Raw genomic sequence first — 19,484 nt, 5'->3', positions numbered from 1 at the left:
CCGCTCCCCGCCCCCCGGCGGCACGGCCCTTTCGCCCGTCCCCTGCTCCACACCGAATCCATGAACCCTGAAGCCCACAACATCTGGCGCGCACCGCGCTGGGCCCTGGCCGTCCTGCTGGCGCTGCTGGGCATGCTGGGCCCATTTTCGATCGACACCTACATCCCCGCGTTCTCGGGGATCGCCGCCGCGCTGGGCGCATCGCCGGTGGAGATGCAGCAGACGCTGTCGGCCTACCTGTTCGGCTTCGCCTTCATGACGCTGTTCCACGGAGCGCTGTCGGACAGCTTCGGGCGCAGGCCCGTGGTGTTGTGGGGCATTGCCGTGTTCACCCTGGCGTCGGCCGGCTGCGCCCTGTCGGAGAGCATCGGCCAGTTGGTCATCTTCCGCGCGCTGCAGGGCCTCTCGGCAGGTGCCGGCATCGTGGTATCGCGTGCGGTGATCCGCGACATGTTCCCGCCCGCCCAGGCGCAGCAGGTGATGAGCCAGGTCACCATCTATTTCGGCGTGGCACCGGCCATCGCGCCCATCATCGGCGGCTGGCTGTTCGTGCACGCGGGGTGGCACAGCGTGTTCTGGTTCCTGACCGGCGTCGGCGCGACGCTCTGGCTGGCCAACTACCGCCTGCTGCCGGAAACGCTGCATGCCGAGCAGCGCCAGCCCTTCAATGCGCGGCACTTGCTGCGCGGCTACTGGGAGCTGGGCTCGAGCCCCCGCTTCCTGCTGCTGGCACTGGCCAGCGGCGTGCCGTTCAACGGCATGTTCCTGTACGTGCTGGCCGCGCCTGCCTTCCTGGGCGACCACCTGGGGCTGGCTCCCACGCATTTCTTCTGGTTCTTCGTGCTGACGATCTCGGGCATCATGGGCGGCGCCTGGCTCAGCGGGAGGCTGGCAGGGCGCATCGCGCCCAAGCGGCAGATCCGCCACGGCTTTCTGATCATGTTCTCGATGTCCATCCTGAACCTGCTGGCGAACTGGCTGTTCAAGGCACACGTTTCCTGGGCATTGCTGCCCATCGCCGTGTTCGCGTTCGGCTGGGCGCTCATGGTGCCCGTGGTCACCCTGCTGGTGCTGGACCTGCATCCGGAGCGGCGCGGCATGGCCTCTTCGCTGCAGGCCTTCGTGGGGTCGTCTGCCAACGGGCTGGTGGCCGGGGTGGTCGCCCCCCTGGTCATGCATTCCACGCTGTGGCTGGCCGGTGCCTCACTGGGAATGATGTGCGTGGGGCTGGGAGCCTGGGTTTACCTGCACCACCGTTGGCCGGACGTCGGCCGCACCGCATCGGCGGGCTGACCCCGGATCGTTCACGCGCCGCCCCAGCGCGGCGCCAGCCTTCGCCTCAATTGCTGCCCCGGCGGCGATCCGTCTCGCGGGCCTGGTAGTAGCGCATCTTCTCGGCGTACATGGCCTGGTCCGCCCGGTTCACCGCGGCCTCCAGCTGATCGCCCGAAGAGGCACTCGAGATTCCCATGGACAGGCTCAGCGGCCGGCCGGGATAGAACTGGTTGTTCAGGTCCAGCAGCGAGTTGATGCGTTCCATGAGGGAATGCGCACCCCGTTCGTCGGTCGCAGGCATCAGCACGGTGAACTCGTCGCCGCCGATGCGCGCGGCGCATGCCGGCGCATCCACGGCCTTGGCCAGCACCTCGCCCACGCGGCGCAGCATGGCATCGCCGGCCGCATGGCCTTCTTCATCGTTGATCGACTTCAGACCGTTCATGTCGATCACGAGAACGGCCACCGGCCAGGGGCCCTTGCGCGTGAGCCGGTTCAGTTCCTCGACATAGAAAGCCCGGTTGCGCAGCTGGGTCAGCACGTCGTGCTTGCCCAGGTATTCCAGGTACGCCTCCGCCTTTTTGCGCGCGGTGATGTCCACCAGCGACAGCAGCACCATGCTCCAGTCGTGCGCATGCTCGGGCAGGATGGCGAATTGCATGTGGATGTTCACGGCTTCGCCGGAGAGGGAGTAGTTCACCACCTCGCGCTGCTGGAAAAGCCTGCCGTCCCACAAGTCCAGCAACTGCTCCGCAAAGGATTCCTGCATTTCCCCCCGGAACACCTTGCCGATCCGGTGCAGCAGCATCTCCTTGGACTCGGCCCCGAACATCGACAGGGTTTCCTGATTGACGTCGATCACGCGGATTTCGTGCATGCATCGCACCACGAACTCGGGGTGCACCTTGAGGAAGGTCTTGAAATCGCGGATGCCCTGCGCCCGCACGTCGTCGAGCAGCCGCTTGACCGCGGTGAAGTCCTCCACCCACAGCGACACCGGCGAATTCTCGAAGAGGCCGCGCGCATACAGCTCGCTCTCCTTCAGGGCACGGCTTGCCTGGTGCTGCGCGGTGTTGTCCTCCAGGGACACCAGCACGCGGCTCCAGTCGTCCTCATGCCCGGGCAGGATGCGTCCGCGGATCTGCACGTCGAGCCGGCGGCCATCGAGCGTGTAGTTGACCGCCTGGTTGGAAAACTCGGTCGCCCCGGACCACAGCTGCAGAATCTCGGGCAAGGCCTGCGCGTGCATGTCGTCGCGAAACACCTGTCCGAGAGAGGCCTCCAGCGTGGCCTGGTCCGGCGCGGCGAACAGTTCCAGCGTCCGCTGGTTCACCTTGATGACCTTGAGGCAATGGCTGTACTGCCACAGGCAGGAGGGGTCGTTTCGGACGTGCTCGGCGATGTCTTGCACCCCTTCGCTGCGCCAGCGGGCAAAGAGTTGCTTGAGCGCGCTGTAGTCCTCCAGCCAGAGCGACACGGGCGCAAGGTCGAACATGTGTTCGAAGTCCGCGTCCGAGGACGAGGGCAAAGAAGACGGCATCGGGAACCTCCAATCAAGCGAACGATTGTCGGGCAGACGCCGACCGTACCGTTCCATCGTGTGGTCCGCCCATAAAAAAAGCCAACCCCGAAGGGTTGGCTTTTGCAGTCAGCGGCAGTCCGCGCGCCGATCAGCGGGCAGGGCGTGCAGGGCGCTTGCGTGCATCGTGCGGCACGAAAGGCTTGCCGCCGCCGGCTCCGGGCTTCGCGAACGCCGGCTTGCGGGGAGCGAATTCGCCACGGGGGGCGAAATCACCACGCGGAGCGAAGTCGCCGCGCGGAGCGCCGCCTTCGTTGCGGCCACCGCCGAAGCCATTGCCACGGGCTGCGTCGCCGAAGCCGGGCTTGCGGCCATAGCCATCGCCATCGCGGCGGGCACCGCCGCCGAAGCCGCGGTCATCGCGCGGAGCGGCATGGCCGCCAGCACCTTGGTAGCCACCACCAGCAGCACGGGGAGCGGGAGCGCCACGGCCACCGAAACCGCTGCGGTCGTTGCCCGCAAAGCCGCCACCGAAACCGCCACGGCCTGCGCCGGCCGGCTTGCGATCGCGCGAGAAGCCGTCACGGCTCTCGTAGCCACCCTGGCGGCCACGGCCACCGAACTCGGGGCGGGCCTGCGGCGCGCGTTGCTGCGGCTCCAGGCCAGGCACCACTTCCGACTTGAACTGCTGCTTGCTGTAGCCTTCGATGTCGAAGATCTTGCGGCGATCGCGGAACTCGGCGAACGTCACAGCCAGGCCGTCGCGGCCTGCACGGCCGGTGCGGCCGATGCGGTGGGTGTAATCCTCAGCCTTCATCGGCAGGCCGTAGTTGAACACGTGCGTGATCGTGGGCACATCGATGCCGCGGGCGGCGACGTCGGTGGCCACCAGCACCTGCACCTGGCCGCTGCGCAGCGCCATCAGGCGGCGGTTGCGAAGGCCCTGGCTCAGGGCGCCGTGCAGCGCCACGGCCGAGAAGCCTTCCTGCTGCAGGTCGTTGGCCAAGCCGTCGCATTCGACTTGCGTGCTGGCGAACACGATGGCCTGGTTGATCGTCGTGTCGCGCAGCCAGTGGTCCAGCAGCTTGCGCTTGTGCTGGGCGTTGTCGGCCCAGAACAGCACCTGCTTGATGTTGGCGTGCTTCTCCTGTGGGGAGTCGATCTGGATCTTCTTGACCGAAGCACCGTTGTCGTGCATCACACGCATGGCCAGTTGCTGGATGCGCGGTGCGAACGTGGCACTGAACATCATGGTCTGCTGGCGCTGGGCGGTCAGTTGGTTCAGTTCGGCCAGATCGTCCGAGAAACCGAGGTCGAGCATGCGATCAGCTTCGTCCACCACCAGGAACTGCACTTGGTCGAGCTTGATCTGCATCGAGCGTTGCAGGTCCAGCAGGCGGCCGGGCGTGGCCACCACGAGGTTGGCGTTCTGCAGCTTGGCGATCTGCAGCTGGTACGGAATGCCGCCCACCACATTGGCCACGCGCAGGCCGCGGCAATGCTTGACCAGTTCGATGGCGTCATGGGCCACTTGCTGGGCCAGTTCGCGGGTGGGGCACAGAATCAGGGCACCAGGTGCGGCGGCCTTGAAATTGCGGGGGTTGGTCGGGTCCTTGCGTTTGCGCTTGGGGGCCGGCTCGCCACGGGCCAGGGCTTCTGCAACGGAACGGTCGAACTCGTCGCGGGCGGCGGCATCGGCTTCGGCCTGCTGGCGGATCAGCGTGTGCAGCACGGGCAGCAGGAACGCGGCGGTCTTGCCGCTGCCGGTCTGGCTCGAAACCATCAGGTCGATGAACTGGCTGGACTCATCACCCGAGCCCATGGCCAGAGGAATGGCACGCTCCTGCACACCCGTGGGCTGGGTGTAGCCCAGGTCGGCCACAGCCTGCACCAGTTCGGGGGCCAGGCCCAGACGCACGAAGCCGTTGGGCAACGCGGGTGCCGCGTCTTCCGCCACAGCGGCGGATTCAGTGGATTCGATGGATTCGCCGGCTTCGATCGCGGACGATTCCAGCGTTTCAACGGCCATGGAAGATTCAGCAGGCGCGAATTCGCCCTGCACTTGCAAAGTGTCGGTCATATTTTTCTCACACGAAGACGGCCGCAGGCGTGGCCTGCGGAGGCTTCGTCAATGGTTAAAAAACATCAACCATCAAACGAAACCAGCGCCAGCATGTTGCTGGGCAGGTGGGCATTAGCGCGGGATCCAGGCTGAAGGTTTTCAGCAGGCCGCAGGCCCAGTGTGTGAAGGGAGATGCACAAACTGCGCGATATTTCCGCGCAGCCGGCGATTATCGCACGGCTGGGGGTTTCCCGCAATGCACTTGGGTTAAAGAACGCGTTAGGCGCTCAAAGCGCCAGCAGGTGGGTGCGGTAGTGCGCAAGTTCGTCGATCGATTCGTGCACATCCGCCAGGGCCGTGTGCCTCTGCGCCTTCTTGAAGGAGGTGTAGGCCTCGGGCTTCCAGCGCTTGGCCAATTCCTTGAGGGTGCTGACATCCAGGTTGCGGTAATGGAAAAACGTTTCCAGCCGCGGCATGTACCGGACCAGAAAACGGCGGTCCTGCCCGATGCTGTTGCCGCACATGGGCGCCGTGCCCTTCGGCACATAGCGCGAGAGGAATTCGATGATCTGTTGCTCTGCCTCGGCTTCGGTCACCGTGGAGGCGCGCACCTTGTCGATCAGGCCGCTGCGGCCGTGTGTGCCCTTGTTCCATGCGTCCATTCCGTTGAGCAGCGCATCCGACTGATGAATGGCGAACACGGGGCCCTCCACGCGAGGGCTGAGCGTCGGTCCCGTGACCACGACGGCGATCTCCAGCACGCGGTCGGTGTCCGGGTTCAGACCGGTCATTTCGCAGTCGAGCCAGACGAGGTTCTGGTCGGATTTGGGTAGCACAGGCACAGTGGGGTTGGCGATATCGGACATGGCCGGCATTGTCGCCGATGGCCTAAACTCGCCGGACATGCCCACCCCTGCCCCTTCCGCGTTGCTCGCGCCCTCCACCCTTCTCACCCTGCTGTTCGCCGCCTTTCTGGTGGCGGGGCTCGCACTCCGGTTCTGGCTGGCATCGCGCCAGATCCGCCATGTGGCCCGGCACCGCGACGCCGTGCCTGCCCCGTTCGCCGGCCGGATACCACTCGCAGCCCACCAGAAAGCGGCCGACTACACCATCACCAAGGCCCGCTTCGGCCTGCTGGAGATGGCACTGGGCGCCGCGGTGCTGCTGGGCTGGACCCTGCTCGGCGGGCTGGATGCACTGAACCAGTTCCTGCTCGATGCACTGGGTGGCGGCATGGTGCAGCAATTGGCGTTGCTGGCGGCCTTTGCGGCCATCAGCGGGTTGATCGACCTGCCCGCCACGCTCTACCAGACCTTCGTGATCGAACAACGCTTCGGCTTCAACCAGATGACGGCGCGCCTGTGGCTGGCAGACCTGGCCAAGTCCACCTTGATGGGCGCGGCCATCGGCCTGCCCATCGCGGCACTGATCCTGTGGCTTATGGGTGCGTCCGGCCCCCTGTGGTGGCTGTGGGCCTGGGGCGCGTGGATGGGATTCAACCTGCTGCTCATGGTGGTCTATCCGATCTTCATCGCGCCGCTGTTCAACCAATTTCAGCCGCTGGAAGACGAATCACTCAAGGCCCGCGTCACGGCCCTCATGCAGCGTTGCGGCTTTGCAGCCAAAGGGCTTTTCGTGATGGACGGCAGCCGCCGCAGCGCCCATGCCAACGCCTATTTCACGGGGTTCGGCGCAGCCAAGCGCGTCGTGTTCTACGACACCCTGCTGCGCCAGTTGTCCCCCAGCGAAGTCGAGGCGGTGCTGGCCCATGAACTGGGGCATTTCAAGCACCGCCACATCGTCAAGCGCATCGTGAGCCTTTTCGCGCTGAGCCTCGCGGGCTTTGCGCTGCTGGGCTGGCTTTCCACGCAGGGCTGGTTCTACACGGGGCTGGGCGTGCTGCCCAACCTGTCGCTGGAAGGCGTGGCCGGCTCTGCGCCCAACGATGCCCTGGCGCTGCTGTTGTTTTTGCTGGCGGCGCCGGTGTTCACCTTTTTCATTTCCCCATTGTTTGCGCAGCTGTCGCGCCGCCACGAGTTCGAGGCCGACGCTTATGCCGTGGCCCAGACCAATGGCAGCGACCTCGCCACGGCCCTGCTGAAACTTTACGAAGACAATGCCTCCACCCTCACGCCCGATCCCGTGTACGTGAAGTTCTATTACTCGCATCCGCCGGCCACCGAACGGCTGGCGCGCATGCCCAACCTGGCCCCGACACCATGACTTCGATGCTCAAGAAAAAAGACTGGTCCACGCAGACGCGGCGTGCTTTGACGGCGACGGAAATCGTCGCCAAGCTGGCCGACCTCGACGGCTGGAAACTGACAGGCGACGGCGCAGATGTGGCCATCGAAAAGACCTACCGCTTCGCCAACTACTACGAGACCATCTCGTTCGTGAACGCCGTGGCCTTCGTTGCCAACGCGCAGGACCATCACCCGGACCTGTCGGTGCACTACAACCGCTGCGTGGTGCGACTGAATACGCATGACGTGAATGGCATCTCGGCGACCGACATCGAATGCGCATCGCGCTTCGATGGCCTGCTCGCCGCATGACCACACCCCTTCCCCGCCATGGCTGAGCGCAGCGCACTGCTCGACGGCATCGTGGTGGCCAGCCACGGCCGCCATTGCCTGGTCGAATCGCCTGACGGCCAGCGCCGCATTTGCCATCCCCGCGGGAAAAAGAGCCAGGCCGTGGTGGGCGATCACGTCCTTTGGCAGGCCGCGCCGGCCGGCCAAGGGGACGAAGGCACCATCGAGAAGGTCAAGGAGCGCCGCAACCTGTTCTACCGGCAGGACGAAATCCGCACCAAGTCCTTCGCCGCCAACCTGGACCAGGTGCTGATCCTGATTGCCGCCGAACCCGTGTTCTCGGAAAGTCAGTTGGCCCGTGCGCTGATCGCGGCGGAAGCCGAGCGCATCACGCCGATCATCGCGTTGAACAAAAGCGATCTGGTCGAGCCCTTCGCCCGCGCGTGGGAGCGGCTGCTGCCGTACCGCCACATGGGCGGCAACGCGGCGGACGGCCACCACTATGGCGTGATGCCGCTGTCGCTGTCCGAGTCGGGCGAGGTGGACAAGGCCGCACTGATGGAGCGCCTGTCGGGCAAGACGACCCTGGTGCTCGGCCCCTCGGGCTCGGGCAAGAGCACGCTCATCAACCTGCTGGTGCCGGGCGCCACTGCGCTCACGGGCGAGATCTCCCAAGCGCTCAATTCCGGCAAGCACACCACCACCACCACGACCTGGTACTGGGTGGATGCCGAACGCCGCACCGCCCTGATCGACTCGCCAGGCTTCCAGGAATTTGGCCTGCACCACATCGGACCGGCCGATCTGCCGCGCTACATGCCCGACATCGGCCTGCATGCCCAGGGATGCAAGTTCTACAACTGCACGCACTTGCACGAGCCCGGCTGCGCGGTCATGGCGCAGGTGGACGGACTGCAAGGCGAATCACGCACCGGCGCAGATTCCATCAGCGCAAATCGCTATCAGATTTATAGCAATCTGTTTGCCGAGCTGAGCGAGCACCGGCATTGGTGATGGGACGGAACGGCGGCGCTTGTATGTTTCAGACCAGACCAGCGCGGTAGAGTTTGACTGCCGATGAGGCGGCCAGACCGGTCCGTGCAGCGTGTTATATACCGAATTTCAACCCGGCCACAACTCAAAACCAACCTTTCTTGTCAGACTCTCCGGACAACTCAGTCATCCATCTCACCTGCCAAGCCCGCAAGTATAGACCACTTTCCTCACCCCCGTAGGAAAAAGATGACAAAAAATTGTCATCAAGCCCCTCCCCTCACTCCGGCCTCCAACGCATCCACGAACAACGCGGCCACATCGCATCCTGTTTGGTCGTAGATCTCCTGGAAACAGGTGGGGCTGGTGACGTTGATTTCTGTGACGCACGTACCGATCACGTCGACGCCGGCCAGCAGCAGTCCCCGGCTCTGAAGAACAGCGCCCAGCGATCGACCGATTTCCATGTCTCTTTCCGTCAAGGGCTTGGCGACGCCCTTGCCGCCCGCCGCCAGGTTGCCCCGGACCTCCGTGCCCTGGGGAATGCGCGCCAAGCAATAAGGAACAGGCTTGCCCCCGATGATGAGGATGCGTTTGTCGCCGTCGACGATCTCCGGCAGGAATTTCTGCACCATCACGCTCTGCGAGCCCTCCTTATTGAGGGTTTCGATGATGCTTCCCAGGTTCAGGCCATCTTCCTTCACGCGGAAGATGCCCATGCCCCCCATGCCGTCGAGCGGCTTGAGGATGATGTCCCGGTGTTCCGCATGAAAGCGGCGGATGTCTTCCGCATCCCGCGTTACCAGCGTGGGGCCGATGAACTCCGGAAACTCCATGATCGCCAGCTTCTCCGGATGGTCGCGCAGCGCCCGGGGCTTGTTGAACACGCGTGCGCCCTCCCTTTCGGCCTGCTCCAGCAGGTGGGTCGCGTAGAAATACTCACTGTCGAAAGGGGGGTCCTTGCGCATGAGCACACAACCGAAGCCTGCCAACGGCACTTCGCGGTGGCCCTGAACGGTAAACCACGCCTCGGGCTGCCCGGTGAGCACGATGTCCTGCACCCGCGCCATCACCTGCCCGCCGCGCTGCCACGCGATTTGCGAGGGCTGGCACACGGAAATCGCATGGCCGCGCCGCTGGGCCTCGCGCATCATGGCGAAGGTGGTGTCCTTGTAGATCTTGAAATGTTCGAGCGGATCGGCGATGAAGAGGATGTTCATGGTCTGCGAAAGGAAGGGATCGGCTATGCGCCCGGTGCGCGCTTGCGGCCGTACTGTTGCACAAATAGCGCGAGGCTGCCGGCCGCCACGCCCCAGAAGGCCGAACCGATGCCCGCAATGGCCACACCGCTCAGCGTGACGAGGAAGGTGATAACCGCCGCCTCCCGATGCGAATCCTCCTTGAGCGCCGACGCCAGGCCGGTGCCGATGGTGCCGAGCAGCGCCAGCCCCGCGATGGTGCTGACCAGCTCCTTCGGGAACGCGCTGAGCAACCCGGTGATGACCGCGCCGAAGATGCCGATCACGATGTACAGGAACCCGCAGGTGACGGCCGCGGTGTAGCGGCGGGTGCGGTCTTCATGCGCTTCGGGACCCATGCACAGGGCGGCGGTGATCGCGCTGAAGTTGAGCGCGAAGGCCCCGAAGGGCGCGAGCACGAGCGTGGCCAGGCCGGTCATGGTGACCAAACGCGAAACGGGCAACCGGTAGCCGGTCGCGCGCATGACCGCCACGCCCGGCAGGTTCTGCGACGCCATGGTGACCACGAAGAGCGGCAGCGCCAGGCTGATCAGCGCCGGCAGGCTGAACTGCGGCGCCATGAACACGGGCGCGGCCAGCTCGAAGTGGACGGCGGACCAGGCCATCTGCCCGCTGCCGGCCGAAAAAGCCACGGCCACCGCGAGCGTCGCGACCACCGCATAGCGCGGCAGCAGCCGGCGCAGCACCAGATAGCAGACCAGCATGAGCAGCACCAGCGGCAGGGCGGTGTTGGCCGAGGCAAAGGCCTGCATGCCGAACCGGGCAAGCACGCCGGCCAGCAGCGCCGAGGCGATTTCCATGGGAATGCGGCCCATGATGCGCTCGAACCAGCCGGTGGCGCCGGCCAGCGCGATCAGCACCGCGCAGGCCATGAAGGCACCGACCGCCTCCCCCATGCTGAACCCGCTCGCGAGCCCCGCGGTGGCCAGGACGGCCGCGCCCGGCGTGGACCAGGCCACCATGACGGGCTGGCGCAGCAGCAGCGACGGCACCAGCGAACACAACCCCATCCCCAGGCCCAGGGCCCACATCCAGGAGGTGATCTGCGCCGGCGTGGCCTGGAACGCCTGGGCCGCCTGGAACACGATGGCCACCGAACTGGTGAAGCCCACCAGGACGGAAACGAAGCCTGCGGTAGCGGTCGAAAGGCTCAGGTCTTTGAAGAAGGACATGGGCCGCGATTCTGTCACCGGCCGCCGGCCCGACCTCGATCTGGTCGAATTGCTATTAACTTAATAGCAGCAAGGGCAATCAAACCGCCGGCATGCGGCAGAAAAGCCCATGAATTCTCAAATCTCGATCTTGGAGCCCAGTTCCACCACCGCATTGCCCGGCAGGTTCAGGAAGCCGGCGGCGCCGCTCGCGTTGTGGTGCATCTGCGCGAAGAGCTTCTCGCGCCACGGTGCCATGCCACTGCCGATCGTGGGGATGACGACATCGCGCGACAGGAAGTAGCTGGTGGTCATGGGTTCCAGCTCGCAGCCGCGCCCGCGCATCAGCGCCAGGGCGCCGGGCAGGTCGGGATCGTTCTTGAAGCCGTAGTGCACGATCACCTGCCAGCAGTCGCCGCCCAGGGGTTCGACCTGCAGCCGCCGGTCCAGCCCGATCCAGGGGACCTCGTGGCTGCGCACGGTCACGAACAGGTTCTGCTCGTGCAGCACCTTGTTGTGCTTGAGGTTGTGCAGCAGCGCATTGGGCACCGAGCCCGTCTCGGCCGTCAGGAAGACGGCGGTGCCGTCCACCCGGGTGGGCGGGCTGACGAAGACGGCGGTAAGGAAGTCGCGCAGGTCCAGGGAGTCGTCGCGCAGCTTTTCGTTGAGCAGCTCGCGCCCGCGCTTCCAGGTCATCATCAGGGTGAAGACGATGCCGCCGATCAGCAGCGGGAACCACCCGCCCTGGAACAGCTTGAGCAGGTTGGAACTGAAGAAGGCCAGGTCCACCACGAAGAACGAGCCCGTGGCCGCGACGCACAGGGCGAGCGGGTACTTCCAGCCGTACCGGATCACGAAGAAGGTGAGCACGGTGGTGATGAGCATGTCCAGCGTGACCGCGATGCCGTAGGCCGCCGCCAGGTCGCTGCTGGAGCGGAACATGACCACCGCCAGCACGATGGCGACGAACAGCATCCAGTTGACGAACGGGATGTAGATCTGGCCCGTGTCCCGCACGCTGGTGTGCAGGATGTTCAGGCGCGGCAGGTAGCCGAGCTGGATGACCTGCTTGGTCACGCTGAAGGCGCCGGTGATGAGCGCCTGCGAGGCGATGACGGTCGCCATGGTGGCCATGATGACCAGCGGGATCAGCGCCCAGTCGGGGGCCATCATGTAGAACGGGTTCTTCACCGCCTCGGGCTCGGCCAGCAGCAGCGCGCCCTGACCAAAGTAGTTGATGGTGAGCGCCGGCATCGCCACGCTGAACCAGGCCAGGCGAATGGGTTTCTTGCCGAAGTGGCCCAGGTCGGCGTAGAGCGCCTCGGCGCCGGTCACGCACAGCACCACCGCGCCCAGCACGATGAAGCTGGTGCCCGGGTTGTTCCAGATGAAGCCCAGCGCATGGTGCGGGCTCAGGGCGCCCAGGATTTCGGGGTGGCCGATGATGTGCGGGATTCCCAGTGCGGCCAGGCTCAGGAACCACACCAGGGTGATGGGCCCGAAGTAGCGCCCGATGCCGCCCGTGCCGCGTTTTTGCACCGCGAACAGGCAAAACAGCACGACAAGGGTGAGCGGGATGACGGCCTTGCCGAAGTGCGGCGACACCACTTCGAGCCCCTCGACCGCTGACAGCACCGAGATCGCAGGGGTGATGACCCCGTCGCCATAGAAGAGCGAAGTGCCGAAGATGCCGATGCACAGCAGCACGCTGCGCAGCCGGGGCTTGTCCTTCACCGCCTGGGAGGCCAGCGCCAGCATGGCGATGAGCCCGCCTTCCCCGTTGTTGTCGGCCCGCAGGACCAGCACCACGTATTTGAGCGAGACGATGGTGGTCAGCGTCCAGAAGAAGATGGACAGGATGCCGTAGACGTTCTGGGGCGTGAAGGCCACGTGTCCCGAGCCGAACACCTCCTTGACCGCATACAGCACGCTGGTGCCGATATCGCCATACACGACGCCGATGGCGCCCAGGGTGAGCGCCGCGAGCGAGGACTTGGAACTTTGCACAGACTGGCCCGCTGGCACCGGGGCCAACCGGGATTCCGATATTGGGGGACCGCTATTGTGGCGCGGCTCGCCCCCGATGGTTCGGCCCCCGCCCGGCTGTTGCAATGCAGCAACTGAGGCGGCCATGGCCGCCCCCTCCCCTGCCCGAGCGTGGCCGCGGGGCCGTCAGTCGTAGATCTCGGCCTCGGGGTTGGTGGCTTCCAGCTCGTAGCTGGCGGCGAGCATCGCCAGGCGCGCCACCACGCCATACATATAGAAGCGGTTGGGCGCGCTGGCGCCGGGGCGGGCGCCGGGCTGGGGCAGGTGCGTGCTGTGCTCGAAGGCCAGGGGCACGAAGCTCGCGCCGGGGGCGTTGAGGTTCTCGTCCACGCCGCGCTCGGCATGCATGCGGTAAAAGCCCCCGACCACGTAGCGGTCCATCATGTAGACGACCGGCTCGGCCACGGCCTCGTGCACCCGCTCCTGCGTGAGCACGCCTTCCTGGATGATCACGTCGCTCACCGCCTGCCCGTCCTTGATGACGGCCATCTTGTTCCGGGTCTTGCGGTTGAGCGCGTCCAGGTCCTTGGCGTCGCGCACGGTCATGATGCCCATGCCGTAGGTGCCGTTGTCGGCCTTGACGATGACGAAGGGCTTTTCGTTGATGCCGTATTCCTTGTACTTGCGGCGCACCTTGCCCAGCTGCGCATCGACGGCGGCGCGCAGCCCCTCCATGCCCGTGCCTTCGTTGAAGTCGACGCCTTCGCAGCGGCTGAACAGCGGGTTGATGAGCCACGGGTCGATGCCCAGCAGCTTGCCAAAGCGCTTGGACACTTCCTCGTAGCTCTGGAAATGGCGGCTCTTGCGGCGCACGCTCCAGCCGGCGTGCAGCGGCGGCAGCAGGTACTGCTCGTGGATGTCCTCCAGGATGCCCGGGGGGCCGGCCGAGAGGTCGTTGTTGAGCAAGATGGTGCAGGGGTCGAAGTTCTTGAGCCCCAGGCGCCCCTTGGTGCGGACCACGGGCTCGAGCGTGACGGAGTCGCCGTTGGGCAGGGTCACCGTGGTGGGCTTCTTGATCTCGGGGCTGATGGAGCCCACGCGCACGTTGAGCCCCGCCATGTTGAAGATGCGCTGCAGCTGGATCACGTTCGCCAGGTAGAACGTGTTGCGGCTGTGGTTCTCCGGCACGATGAGCAGGTTGCGGGCCTCGGGGCAGATCTTCTCGATGGCCGCCATGGCCGCCTGCACGGCCAGGGGCAGCATGTCGGTGGTCAGGTTGTTCCAGCCGCCGGGAAACAGGTTGGTGTCCACCGGAGCGAGCTTGAAGCCGGCATTGCGGATGTCCACCGACGTATAGAACGGGGGCGTGTGCTCCATCCACTCCAGGCGGAACCACCGCTCGATCGCGGGCATGGAATCGAGAATGCGCTGTTCGAGCTCGTTGATCGGTCCCGTGAGGGCGGTGATGAGATGCGGAACCATGAAAAGCCCTCGGAAGACGAAAGACGCGTTGAATTGTAGGGATATGGGGACGCGCCCCGGCTTCGCAACCCCGGCCGCCGGCTTTCGCCAGCGATGCGCCGCCCTAACCCGCCCGGGCCGCCCCCGGCTACCGCCGCCAGAACGCCGGGGTGAGCAGCACCATGAAGCTCAGGATCTCCAGCCGCCCGAGCAGCATGGCCAGGGTGCAGACCCAGAGCTGGAACTCGGTGAGCACCGCGTAGGTGGCCGACGGCCCGAGCAGCCCCAGGCCCGGCCCCGTGCAGTTGACGCTGGCCAGCACGGCGGAGAACGCGCTCACCAGGTCCAGGTCGGTCAGCAGCAGCACCATGCTCAGCACCGTCACCGTGGCGCCATAGACCAGCATGAACGCCAGCACCGAGAAGATCATGCGGTGGTCCACCACCGCGCGGCCCAGGCGCACGGGCTGCACGGCGCGGGGGTGGGCCAGGCGCGTCATCTCGCGGCGGGCCTGCTTCAGCAGGATCAGCATGCGCACCATCTTGATGCCGCCGCCCGTCGATCCCGCGCTGGTGGCCACGCCCGACAGCATGAGCATGAAGATCGGCGCGAACACCGGCCAGGCCAGGTAGTCGGTGGTGGCAAAGCCCGTCGTCGTGGCGACCGACACCACGTGGAAGAACCCGTGCCGCAGCGCCGCCAGCGGCGCATAGATGTCCTTGGCCCAGAGCAGCAGCGCGACGAACAGGCCGCCGCCCATCAGCGTGAGCACGGTGGCGCGCATCTCGGGGTCGCACCACAGGCTGCGCCAGTGGCCCTTGCGCAGCGCGACGAAATACAGCGCGAAGTTGCAGCTGGCCACCACCATGAACACCACCGCGATGGATTCGAGCAGCGGCGACTGGAAATGGCCGAAGCTGCTGTCGTGCGACGACAGCCCGCCCAGGCTCACCGTGGTGAACATGTGCATGACGGCATCGGCCGGCGGCATTCCGCCCAACCAGTAGGCCAGCGCACACGCCAGCGAAAAGAGCACGTACACGCCCCACAGTCCCTTGGCGGTTTCGGTCATGCGCGGGGTGAGCTTGGTGTCCTTGACCGGGCCGGCGGCCTCGGCCTTGAAGAGCTGGCTCGCGCCCACGCCCAGCAGCGGCAGCACGGCCACCGCCAGGATCAGGATGCCCATGCCGCCCAGCCACTGCATGAAGGTGCGCCACACGTTGATCGACAGCGGCAGCGCATCCAGCCCCGTCAGCACGGTGCCGCCCGTGGTGGTCAGGCCCGAGACGGCCTCGAAGTAGGCATGCGTGAACGATATCGGCCGGCCGATCTGGTGCATGGCCAGCAGCAGCGGCAGCGCGGCGAACAGCGGCAGCACCACCCACACGAGCGCGACGAGGATGATGCCGTGGCGCGGCTGCAGTTCGCGCGCCTGGTGGCGCAGACCCGCCCACAGCCCGCCGCCGCACAGCAGCGTGGCCGCCAGGGCGCCGGCGTATTGCGGCCACAGGCCGTCGCCCGTCCACCAGGAGGCCGCCAGCGGCACGCCGAAGGCCAGCGAGAACAGGGCGAGCAGCGCGCCCAGCACGCGCAGAACGGGAAGAAGGTCCGCCATGGTGTCGGTGTGGAAGGAAACGAAGAGGGTCGGGGGCGCGGGTTCAGAAGAACGTCGCGCCCAGGCGGAAGGCCTTTTCCACATCGCGCACCAGCCGCTTGTTCGGCAGGAAGAACACCACGTGGTCCCCGCTTTCGATCACCGTGTGGCTGCGCGGAATGATGACCTGGGGTTCGGCGAAGGCATCCGGGCCATCGCCCTCCGCCAGCGCCGCATCCGCGCCCGGCTCCGCGCCGGACAGCCCGCGCACGATCAGCCCCATGTGCACCTCGGGCGGCAAGTGCAGGTCGCCGACCTTGCGGCCCACCACGCGCGAGCTTTTGCGGTCGCCGCGCGCCACGATCTCCAGCGCCTCGGCCACGCCCCGGCGCAGGCTGTGCACGGCCTGCACGTCGCCGCGGCGCACGTAGGCCAGCAACTCGCCCAGCATGGCCTGCGCGGGCGACAGCGCGATGTCGATCTGCGTGCCGTGCATCAGGTCGGCGTAGGAGCGCCGGTTGATCAGCGCCAGCACGCGGCTCGCGCCCATGCGCTTGGCCAGCAGGCAGGCCATGATGTTGTCCTCGTCGTCGTCGGTGAGCGCGAGGAACAGGTCCACCTCCTCGACGTTCTCGTCGCCCAGCAGGTCTTCGTCCGTGGCATCGCCCTGCAGCACCAGCACCTCGGAGGGCAGCGTCGAGGCCAACTCGACGCAGCGGTCCGGATCGCCCTCGATCACCTTGATGTGAAAGCGCCCCCGCTGCGCCAGCTGCCGCGCCAGACGCAGGCCCACGCGGCCGCCGCCGGCGATCATGATGCGGCGCACCGCCCGAGCGGGCTGGCCGTCGCGCTGGTGCATGGCGGCCAGCACCTGGGGGATGTGCTCGCGCGCGGACAGCACGAAGACCTCGTCGCCCGCCGCGATGCGCGTGTCGCCGTCGCAGGCGATGAAGCGGTCTGGCTCTTCGGGAAAGCGGCGGTAGATGGCCACCATGCGCATGGCCACGTCCGGGATGCCGGCCCGCATGTCGGCGATGCGCACGCCCGCCACGGTCGCGCCGGCCCGCACGCGCACCGACACCAGGCAGGCCCGGCCGCCGGCGAATTCGCGCACCTGCAGCGCCTCGGGGTACTCCACCAGCTTGCCGATGTAGCGCGTCAGCGATTCCTCGGGGCAGATGATGCGGTCCACCGCGAAGCCGTCCTTGCCCAGCAGCAGCGCAGCCTGCTCGCGGTCGTGCTCGAAGCCGGAGGAGCGCACCCGCGCGATGCGTGTGGGCACGTTGAAGAGCAGCTGCGCGACCTTGCAGCACACGAGGTTGGTCTCGTCCTGCGCGGCGCAGGCGATGAGCAGGTCGGTGTCGCGCGCGCCGGCCTCGGCCAGCACCTCGGGGTCGATGCCGTTGCCCACCACGCCGCGCAGGTCGAAGCGCGATTCCAGATCGCGCAGGCGCTGGGCGTCCGTGTCGATGACGGTGATGTCGTTCTGCTCGGACACGAGGCTGTCGGCCACGCTGCAGCCGACGCGGCCCGCGCCGAGGATGATGATTTTCATGTCAGTGTTTTGGGCTGGGCCGGACCGCAGGCTCGATGGGGACCGTCAGCCGCGCACTTCGCCTTCGCCCAGCACCACGTACTTGAGCGAGGTCAGGCCCTCGATGCCCACCGGGCCGCGGGCATGGAACTTGTCGGTGCTGATGCCGATCTCGGCGCCCAGCCCGTACTCGAAGCCGTCGGCAAACCGGGTGCTGGCGTTGACCATCACGCTGGCCGAATCCACCTCGCGCAGGAAGCGCTGGGCGTGGCCGTGGTGGGTGGTGAGGATGGCGTCGGTGTGGTGGCTGGAGTAGCGGTTGATGTGGGCGATGGCCTCGTCCAGGCCGTCCACCACCTTCACGCTGATGATCGGGGCGAGGTATTCCTCGCTCCAGTCCTGCTCGGTGGCGGGCACCAGCTTCGCGCCCGGCACGCCGGCCAGCAGGGCGAGCGATTCGGGGCAGCCGCGCATCTCCACGCCCTTGGCGGCATAGACCGCGCCGATCTGCGGCAAAAAGGCGGCCGCCGCGCCGCGCGCCACCAGCAGGCTCTCGCTGGCGTTGCACGGGCTGTACTTGTTCGTCTTGGCGTTGTCGGCCACCTTCACCGCCATGGCGATGTCGCAGGGATCGTCCACATAGGTGTGGCAGTTGCCGTCCAGGTGCTTGATGACCGGCACCTTGGCGTCGCGGCTGATGCGCTCGATCAGGCCCTTGCCGCCGCGCGGGATGATGACGTCCACGTACTCGGGCATGGCGATCAGGTGGCCCACGGCCTCGCGGTCGGTGGTCTGCACCAGCTGCACCGCGTCCTCGGGCAGGCCGGCCTCGGCCAGGGCCTGCTGTACCAGGGTCGCCAGGGCCTTGTTGGAGTCGATGGCCTCGGAGCCGCCGCGCAGGATGCAGGCGTTGCCGCTCTTGATGCTGAGGCTGGCGGCCTCGATGGTCACGTTGGGGCGGCTCTCGTAGATCATGCCGAACACGCCGATGGGCACGCGCATCTGGCCGACGCGGATGCCGCTGGGCTGCTGGCGCATGCCGGTGATCTCGCCGATCACGTCGCCCATGGCGGCGAGCTGCTCGCAGCCGAGCGCGCAGGTTTCCAGCACCTTGGGGGTGAGCTTCAGGCGGTCGACCATGGGCTCGGCCAGGCCGGCGGCGCGGGCGCGCTCCAGGTCGCGGGCGTTGCTCTCCTGCAGCGGGGCGGTCTGCTCGCGCAGCAGGCGGGCCAGGGCGAGCAGGGCCCGGCTCTTGACCGCCGAGGGCGCCCGCGCCATCTGCGCGGAAGCCGCTTTTGCCTGGATGCCGAGGCCATGGGTGTATTCGGCGATGTGGAGCGCGTTCATGGGCGTGATTTTGACGCAGTTGCCGCGGCCGCGGAAACGCAGGGCTGTCGCGCCGCTCACCCTCGAGAGCGAAATTACTACCAATTTGATAGCACGATGCCCTAGTACTGATTTCACTGGAGCCCGATTCGACCCCAAACCCTTTCCGGGACCGCCGCCGTCACCCCAGCCCGGCGGGCGTGTCCAGATCGCGCAGCACGCCGGGGTCGTCCACCGCGCAGCGCTGCGCGGCCGCCCAGTCGAGCGCACGGCGCACGCCGTCGTCGCCCAACAGTCCCTCCAGCCGGGGATACAGCACTGCCGGGATCAGCCGCGGATTGCCGGGCTGGCCGCCGAACACCGGCAGCACGGGCTGCCCCGGCTGGCGCTGCCAGGCCGCGATGAGCGCGCGTACGGTGGCCGCCCGCACGTCCCCCATGTCGGCCAGCGCGACCACGATGGCCGGCGCGCCGCGCACCAGCGGCAGGGCCGCCGACAGCGAGGCCGCCAGCCCATCGCCGCGCCGGAACGACCACGCCACCTCGACCTGCAGGCGCCGGCACCGCATCAGCCCCCAGGCATCGCCCGGCGGCAGCACGGCGACGACGCGCGGGCACACGGCCTGCAGCGGCGCGAGCGCGGCCTCCATCAGCGAATCATGGCCGGGCCAGGGCACGCGGCGCTTGTCGCTGCCGAAGCGCCGCGCGTGGCCGGCCGCCAGCAGCACGCCGACCACGCCGTGGGCCGGCGCCGTGGGCAGGGCTTCGTCGCAGGCGGTGTCCATGGC

Annotated in this window: 15 protein-coding genes; 4 read left to right on the top strand and 11 right to left on the bottom strand. The window is 66.9% G+C overall.

Annotated elements, in window-relative coordinates:
- Positions 1-60: 60 nt before the first annotated feature.
- Positions 61-1,293 (top strand): multidrug effflux MFS transporter, encoded by a 1,233-nt coding sequence (locus R1Z03_RS13420; RefSeq protein WP_284405815.1) that lies wholly within the window; start codon positions 61-63, stop codon positions 1,291-1,293.
- A 46-nt stretch (positions 1,294-1,339) separates the two neighbouring features.
- Here R1Z03_RS13420 and R1Z03_RS13415 read toward each other — a convergent pair whose 3' ends face one another.
- The 3 genes from R1Z03_RS13415 to orn all read right to left on the bottom strand — a co-directional run bounded on the left by R1Z03_RS13415 (position 1,340) and on the right by orn (position 5,722).
- Positions 1,340-2,815 (bottom strand): sensor domain-containing diguanylate cyclase, encoded by a 1,476-nt coding sequence (locus R1Z03_RS13415; RefSeq protein ID WP_317351639.1) that lies wholly within the window; start codon positions 2,813-2,815, stop codon positions 1,340-1,342.
- Positions 2,816-2,945: 130 nt separating this feature from the next.
- Positions 2,946-4,874, bottom strand: coding sequence for a DEAD/DEAH box helicase (locus R1Z03_RS13410; protein WP_317351636.1), 1,929 nt, complete (start codon positions 4,872-4,874; stop codon positions 2,946-2,948).
- A gap of 269 nt (positions 4,875-5,143) precedes the next feature.
- Positions 5,144-5,722 (bottom strand): oligoribonuclease, encoded by a 579-nt coding sequence (gene orn / locus R1Z03_RS13405; protein WP_284429067.1) that lies wholly within the window; start codon positions 5,720-5,722, stop codon positions 5,144-5,146.
- Positions 5,723-5,759: 37 nt separating this feature from the next.
- Here orn and R1Z03_RS13400 point away from each other — a divergent pair, with 37 nt between their 5' ends.
- The 3 genes from R1Z03_RS13400 to rsgA are packed head-to-tail and all read left to right on the top strand — an operon-like array spanning position 5,760 to position 8,407.
- On the top strand, positions 5,760-7,079 hold the full coding sequence (locus tag R1Z03_RS13400) for a M48 family metallopeptidase (RefSeq protein WP_317351630.1): 1,320 nt from the start codon (positions 5,760-5,762) through the stop codon (positions 7,077-7,079).
- Positions 7,076-7,414, top strand: coding sequence for a 4a-hydroxytetrahydrobiopterin dehydratase (locus R1Z03_RS13395; RefSeq protein WP_284395098.1), 339 nt, complete (start codon positions 7,076-7,078; stop codon positions 7,412-7,414). Before R1Z03_RS13400 ends, R1Z03_RS13395 begins: the two co-directional genes overlap by 4 nt.
- 18 nt (positions 7,415-7,432) lie before the next feature.
- Entirely contained in the window at positions 7,433-8,407 is a 975-nt protein-coding gene (gene rsgA / locus R1Z03_RS13390; RefSeq protein ID WP_317351624.1) for a ribosome small subunit-dependent GTPase A, read from the top strand.
- Between the two features lie 245 nt (positions 8,408-8,652).
- On the opposite strand, the gene gshB is transcribed toward rsgA, so the two are convergent.
- The 8 genes from gshB to R1Z03_RS13350 form a co-directional block, all read right to left on the bottom strand.
- Entirely contained in the window at positions 8,653-9,606 is a 954-nt protein-coding gene (gene gshB, locus R1Z03_RS13385; RefSeq protein WP_317351621.1) for a glutathione synthase, read from the bottom strand.
- Between the two features lie 23 nt (positions 9,607-9,629).
- The gene (locus R1Z03_RS13380; RefSeq protein ID WP_317351617.1) at positions 9,630-10,817 is read right to left on the bottom strand and encodes a benzoate/H(+) symporter BenE family transporter; all 1,188 of its coding nucleotides are present in this window, start codon (positions 10,815-10,817) and stop codon (positions 9,630-9,632) included.
- 117 nt (positions 10,818-10,934) lie between these two features.
- Positions 10,935-12,803 (bottom strand): potassium transporter Kup, encoded by a 1,869-nt coding sequence (locus R1Z03_RS13375; protein ID WP_317351615.1) that lies wholly within the window; start codon positions 12,801-12,803, stop codon positions 10,935-10,937.
- A 165-nt stretch (positions 12,804-12,968) separates the two neighbouring features.
- Positions 12,969-14,264, bottom strand: a complete 1,296-nt coding sequence (gshA, locus tag R1Z03_RS13370; RefSeq protein ID WP_272566777.1) for a glutamate--cysteine ligase — start codon at positions 14,262-14,264, stop codon at positions 12,969-12,971.
- Positions 14,265-14,391: 127 nt separating this feature from the next.
- Positions 14,392-15,858 (bottom strand): potassium transporter TrkG, encoded by a 1,467-nt coding sequence (locus tag R1Z03_RS13365; protein WP_317351610.1) that lies wholly within the window; start codon positions 15,856-15,858, stop codon positions 14,392-14,394.
- Between the two features lie 43 nt (positions 15,859-15,901).
- Entirely contained in the window at positions 15,902-17,392 is a 1,491-nt protein-coding gene (gene trkA / locus R1Z03_RS13360) for a Trk system potassium transporter TrkA (RefSeq protein WP_284424343.1), read from the bottom strand.
- Positions 17,393-17,437: 45 nt separating this feature from the next.
- Entirely contained in the window at positions 17,438-18,718 is a 1,281-nt protein-coding gene (locus R1Z03_RS13355) for a glutamate-5-semialdehyde dehydrogenase (protein WP_317351605.1), read from the bottom strand.
- A 160-nt stretch (positions 18,719-18,878) separates the two neighbouring features.
- Positions 18,879-19,481 (bottom strand): nucleotidyltransferase family protein, encoded by a 603-nt coding sequence (locus tag R1Z03_RS13350; protein ID WP_317351603.1) that lies wholly within the window; start codon positions 19,479-19,481, stop codon positions 18,879-18,881.
- Positions 19,482-19,484: the final 3 nt, after the last annotated feature.

This window comes from Acidovorax sp. BLS4, from assembly GCF_032929295.1.
GTDB lineage: Bacteria > Pseudomonadota > Gammaproteobacteria > Burkholderiales > Burkholderiaceae_C > Paracidovorax.
This window is presented reverse-complemented; position numbering and strand designations above follow the sequence as displayed.

Excerpts from the sequence above, each read along its gene's own strand:
- R1Z03_RS13420 (WP_284405815.1), top strand. The coding sequence starts at position 61 with ATGAACCCTGAAGCCCACAACATCTGGCGCGCACCGCGCTGGGCCCTG.
- R1Z03_RS13415 (WP_317351639.1), bottom strand. The coding sequence starts at position 2,815 with ATGCCGTCTTCTTTGCCCTCGTCCTCGGACGCGGACTTCGAACACATG.
- R1Z03_RS13410 (WP_317351636.1), bottom strand. The coding sequence starts at position 4,874 with ATGACCGACACTTTGCAAGTGCAGGGCGAATTCGCGCCTGCTGAATCT.
- orn (WP_284429067.1), bottom strand. The coding sequence starts at position 5,722 with ATGTCCGATATCGCCAACCCCACTGTGCCTGTGCTACCCAAATCCGAC.
- R1Z03_RS13400 (WP_317351630.1), top strand. The coding sequence starts at position 5,760 with ATGCCCACCCCTGCCCCTTCCGCGTTGCTCGCGCCCTCCACCCTTCTC.
- R1Z03_RS13395 (WP_284395098.1), top strand. The coding sequence starts at position 7,076 with ATGACTTCGATGCTCAAGAAAAAAGACTGGTCCACGCAGACGCGGCGT.
- rsgA (WP_317351624.1), top strand. The coding sequence starts at position 7,433 with ATGGCTGAGCGCAGCGCACTGCTCGACGGCATCGTGGTGGCCAGCCAC.
- gshB (WP_317351621.1), bottom strand. The coding sequence starts at position 9,606 with ATGAACATCCTCTTCATCGCCGATCCGCTCGAACATTTCAAGATCTAC.
- R1Z03_RS13380 (WP_317351617.1), bottom strand. The coding sequence starts at position 10,817 with ATGTCCTTCTTCAAAGACCTGAGCCTTTCGACCGCTACCGCAGGCTTC.
- gshA (WP_272566777.1), bottom strand. The coding sequence starts at position 14,264 with ATGGTTCCGCATCTCATCACCGCCCTCACGGGACCGATCAACGAGCTC.
- R1Z03_RS13365 (WP_317351610.1), bottom strand. The coding sequence starts at position 15,858 with ATGGCGGACCTTCTTCCCGTTCTGCGCGTGCTGGGCGCGCTGCTCGCC.
- trkA (WP_284424343.1), bottom strand. The coding sequence starts at position 17,392 with ATGAAAATCATCATCCTCGGCGCGGGCCGCGTCGGCTGCAGCGTGGCC.
- R1Z03_RS13355 (WP_317351605.1), bottom strand. The coding sequence starts at position 18,718 with ATGAACGCGCTCCACATCGCCGAATACACCCATGGCCTCGGCATCCAG.
- R1Z03_RS13350 (WP_317351603.1), bottom strand. The coding sequence starts at position 19,481 with ATGGACACCGCCTGCGACGAAGCCCTGCCCACGGCGCCGGCCCACGGC.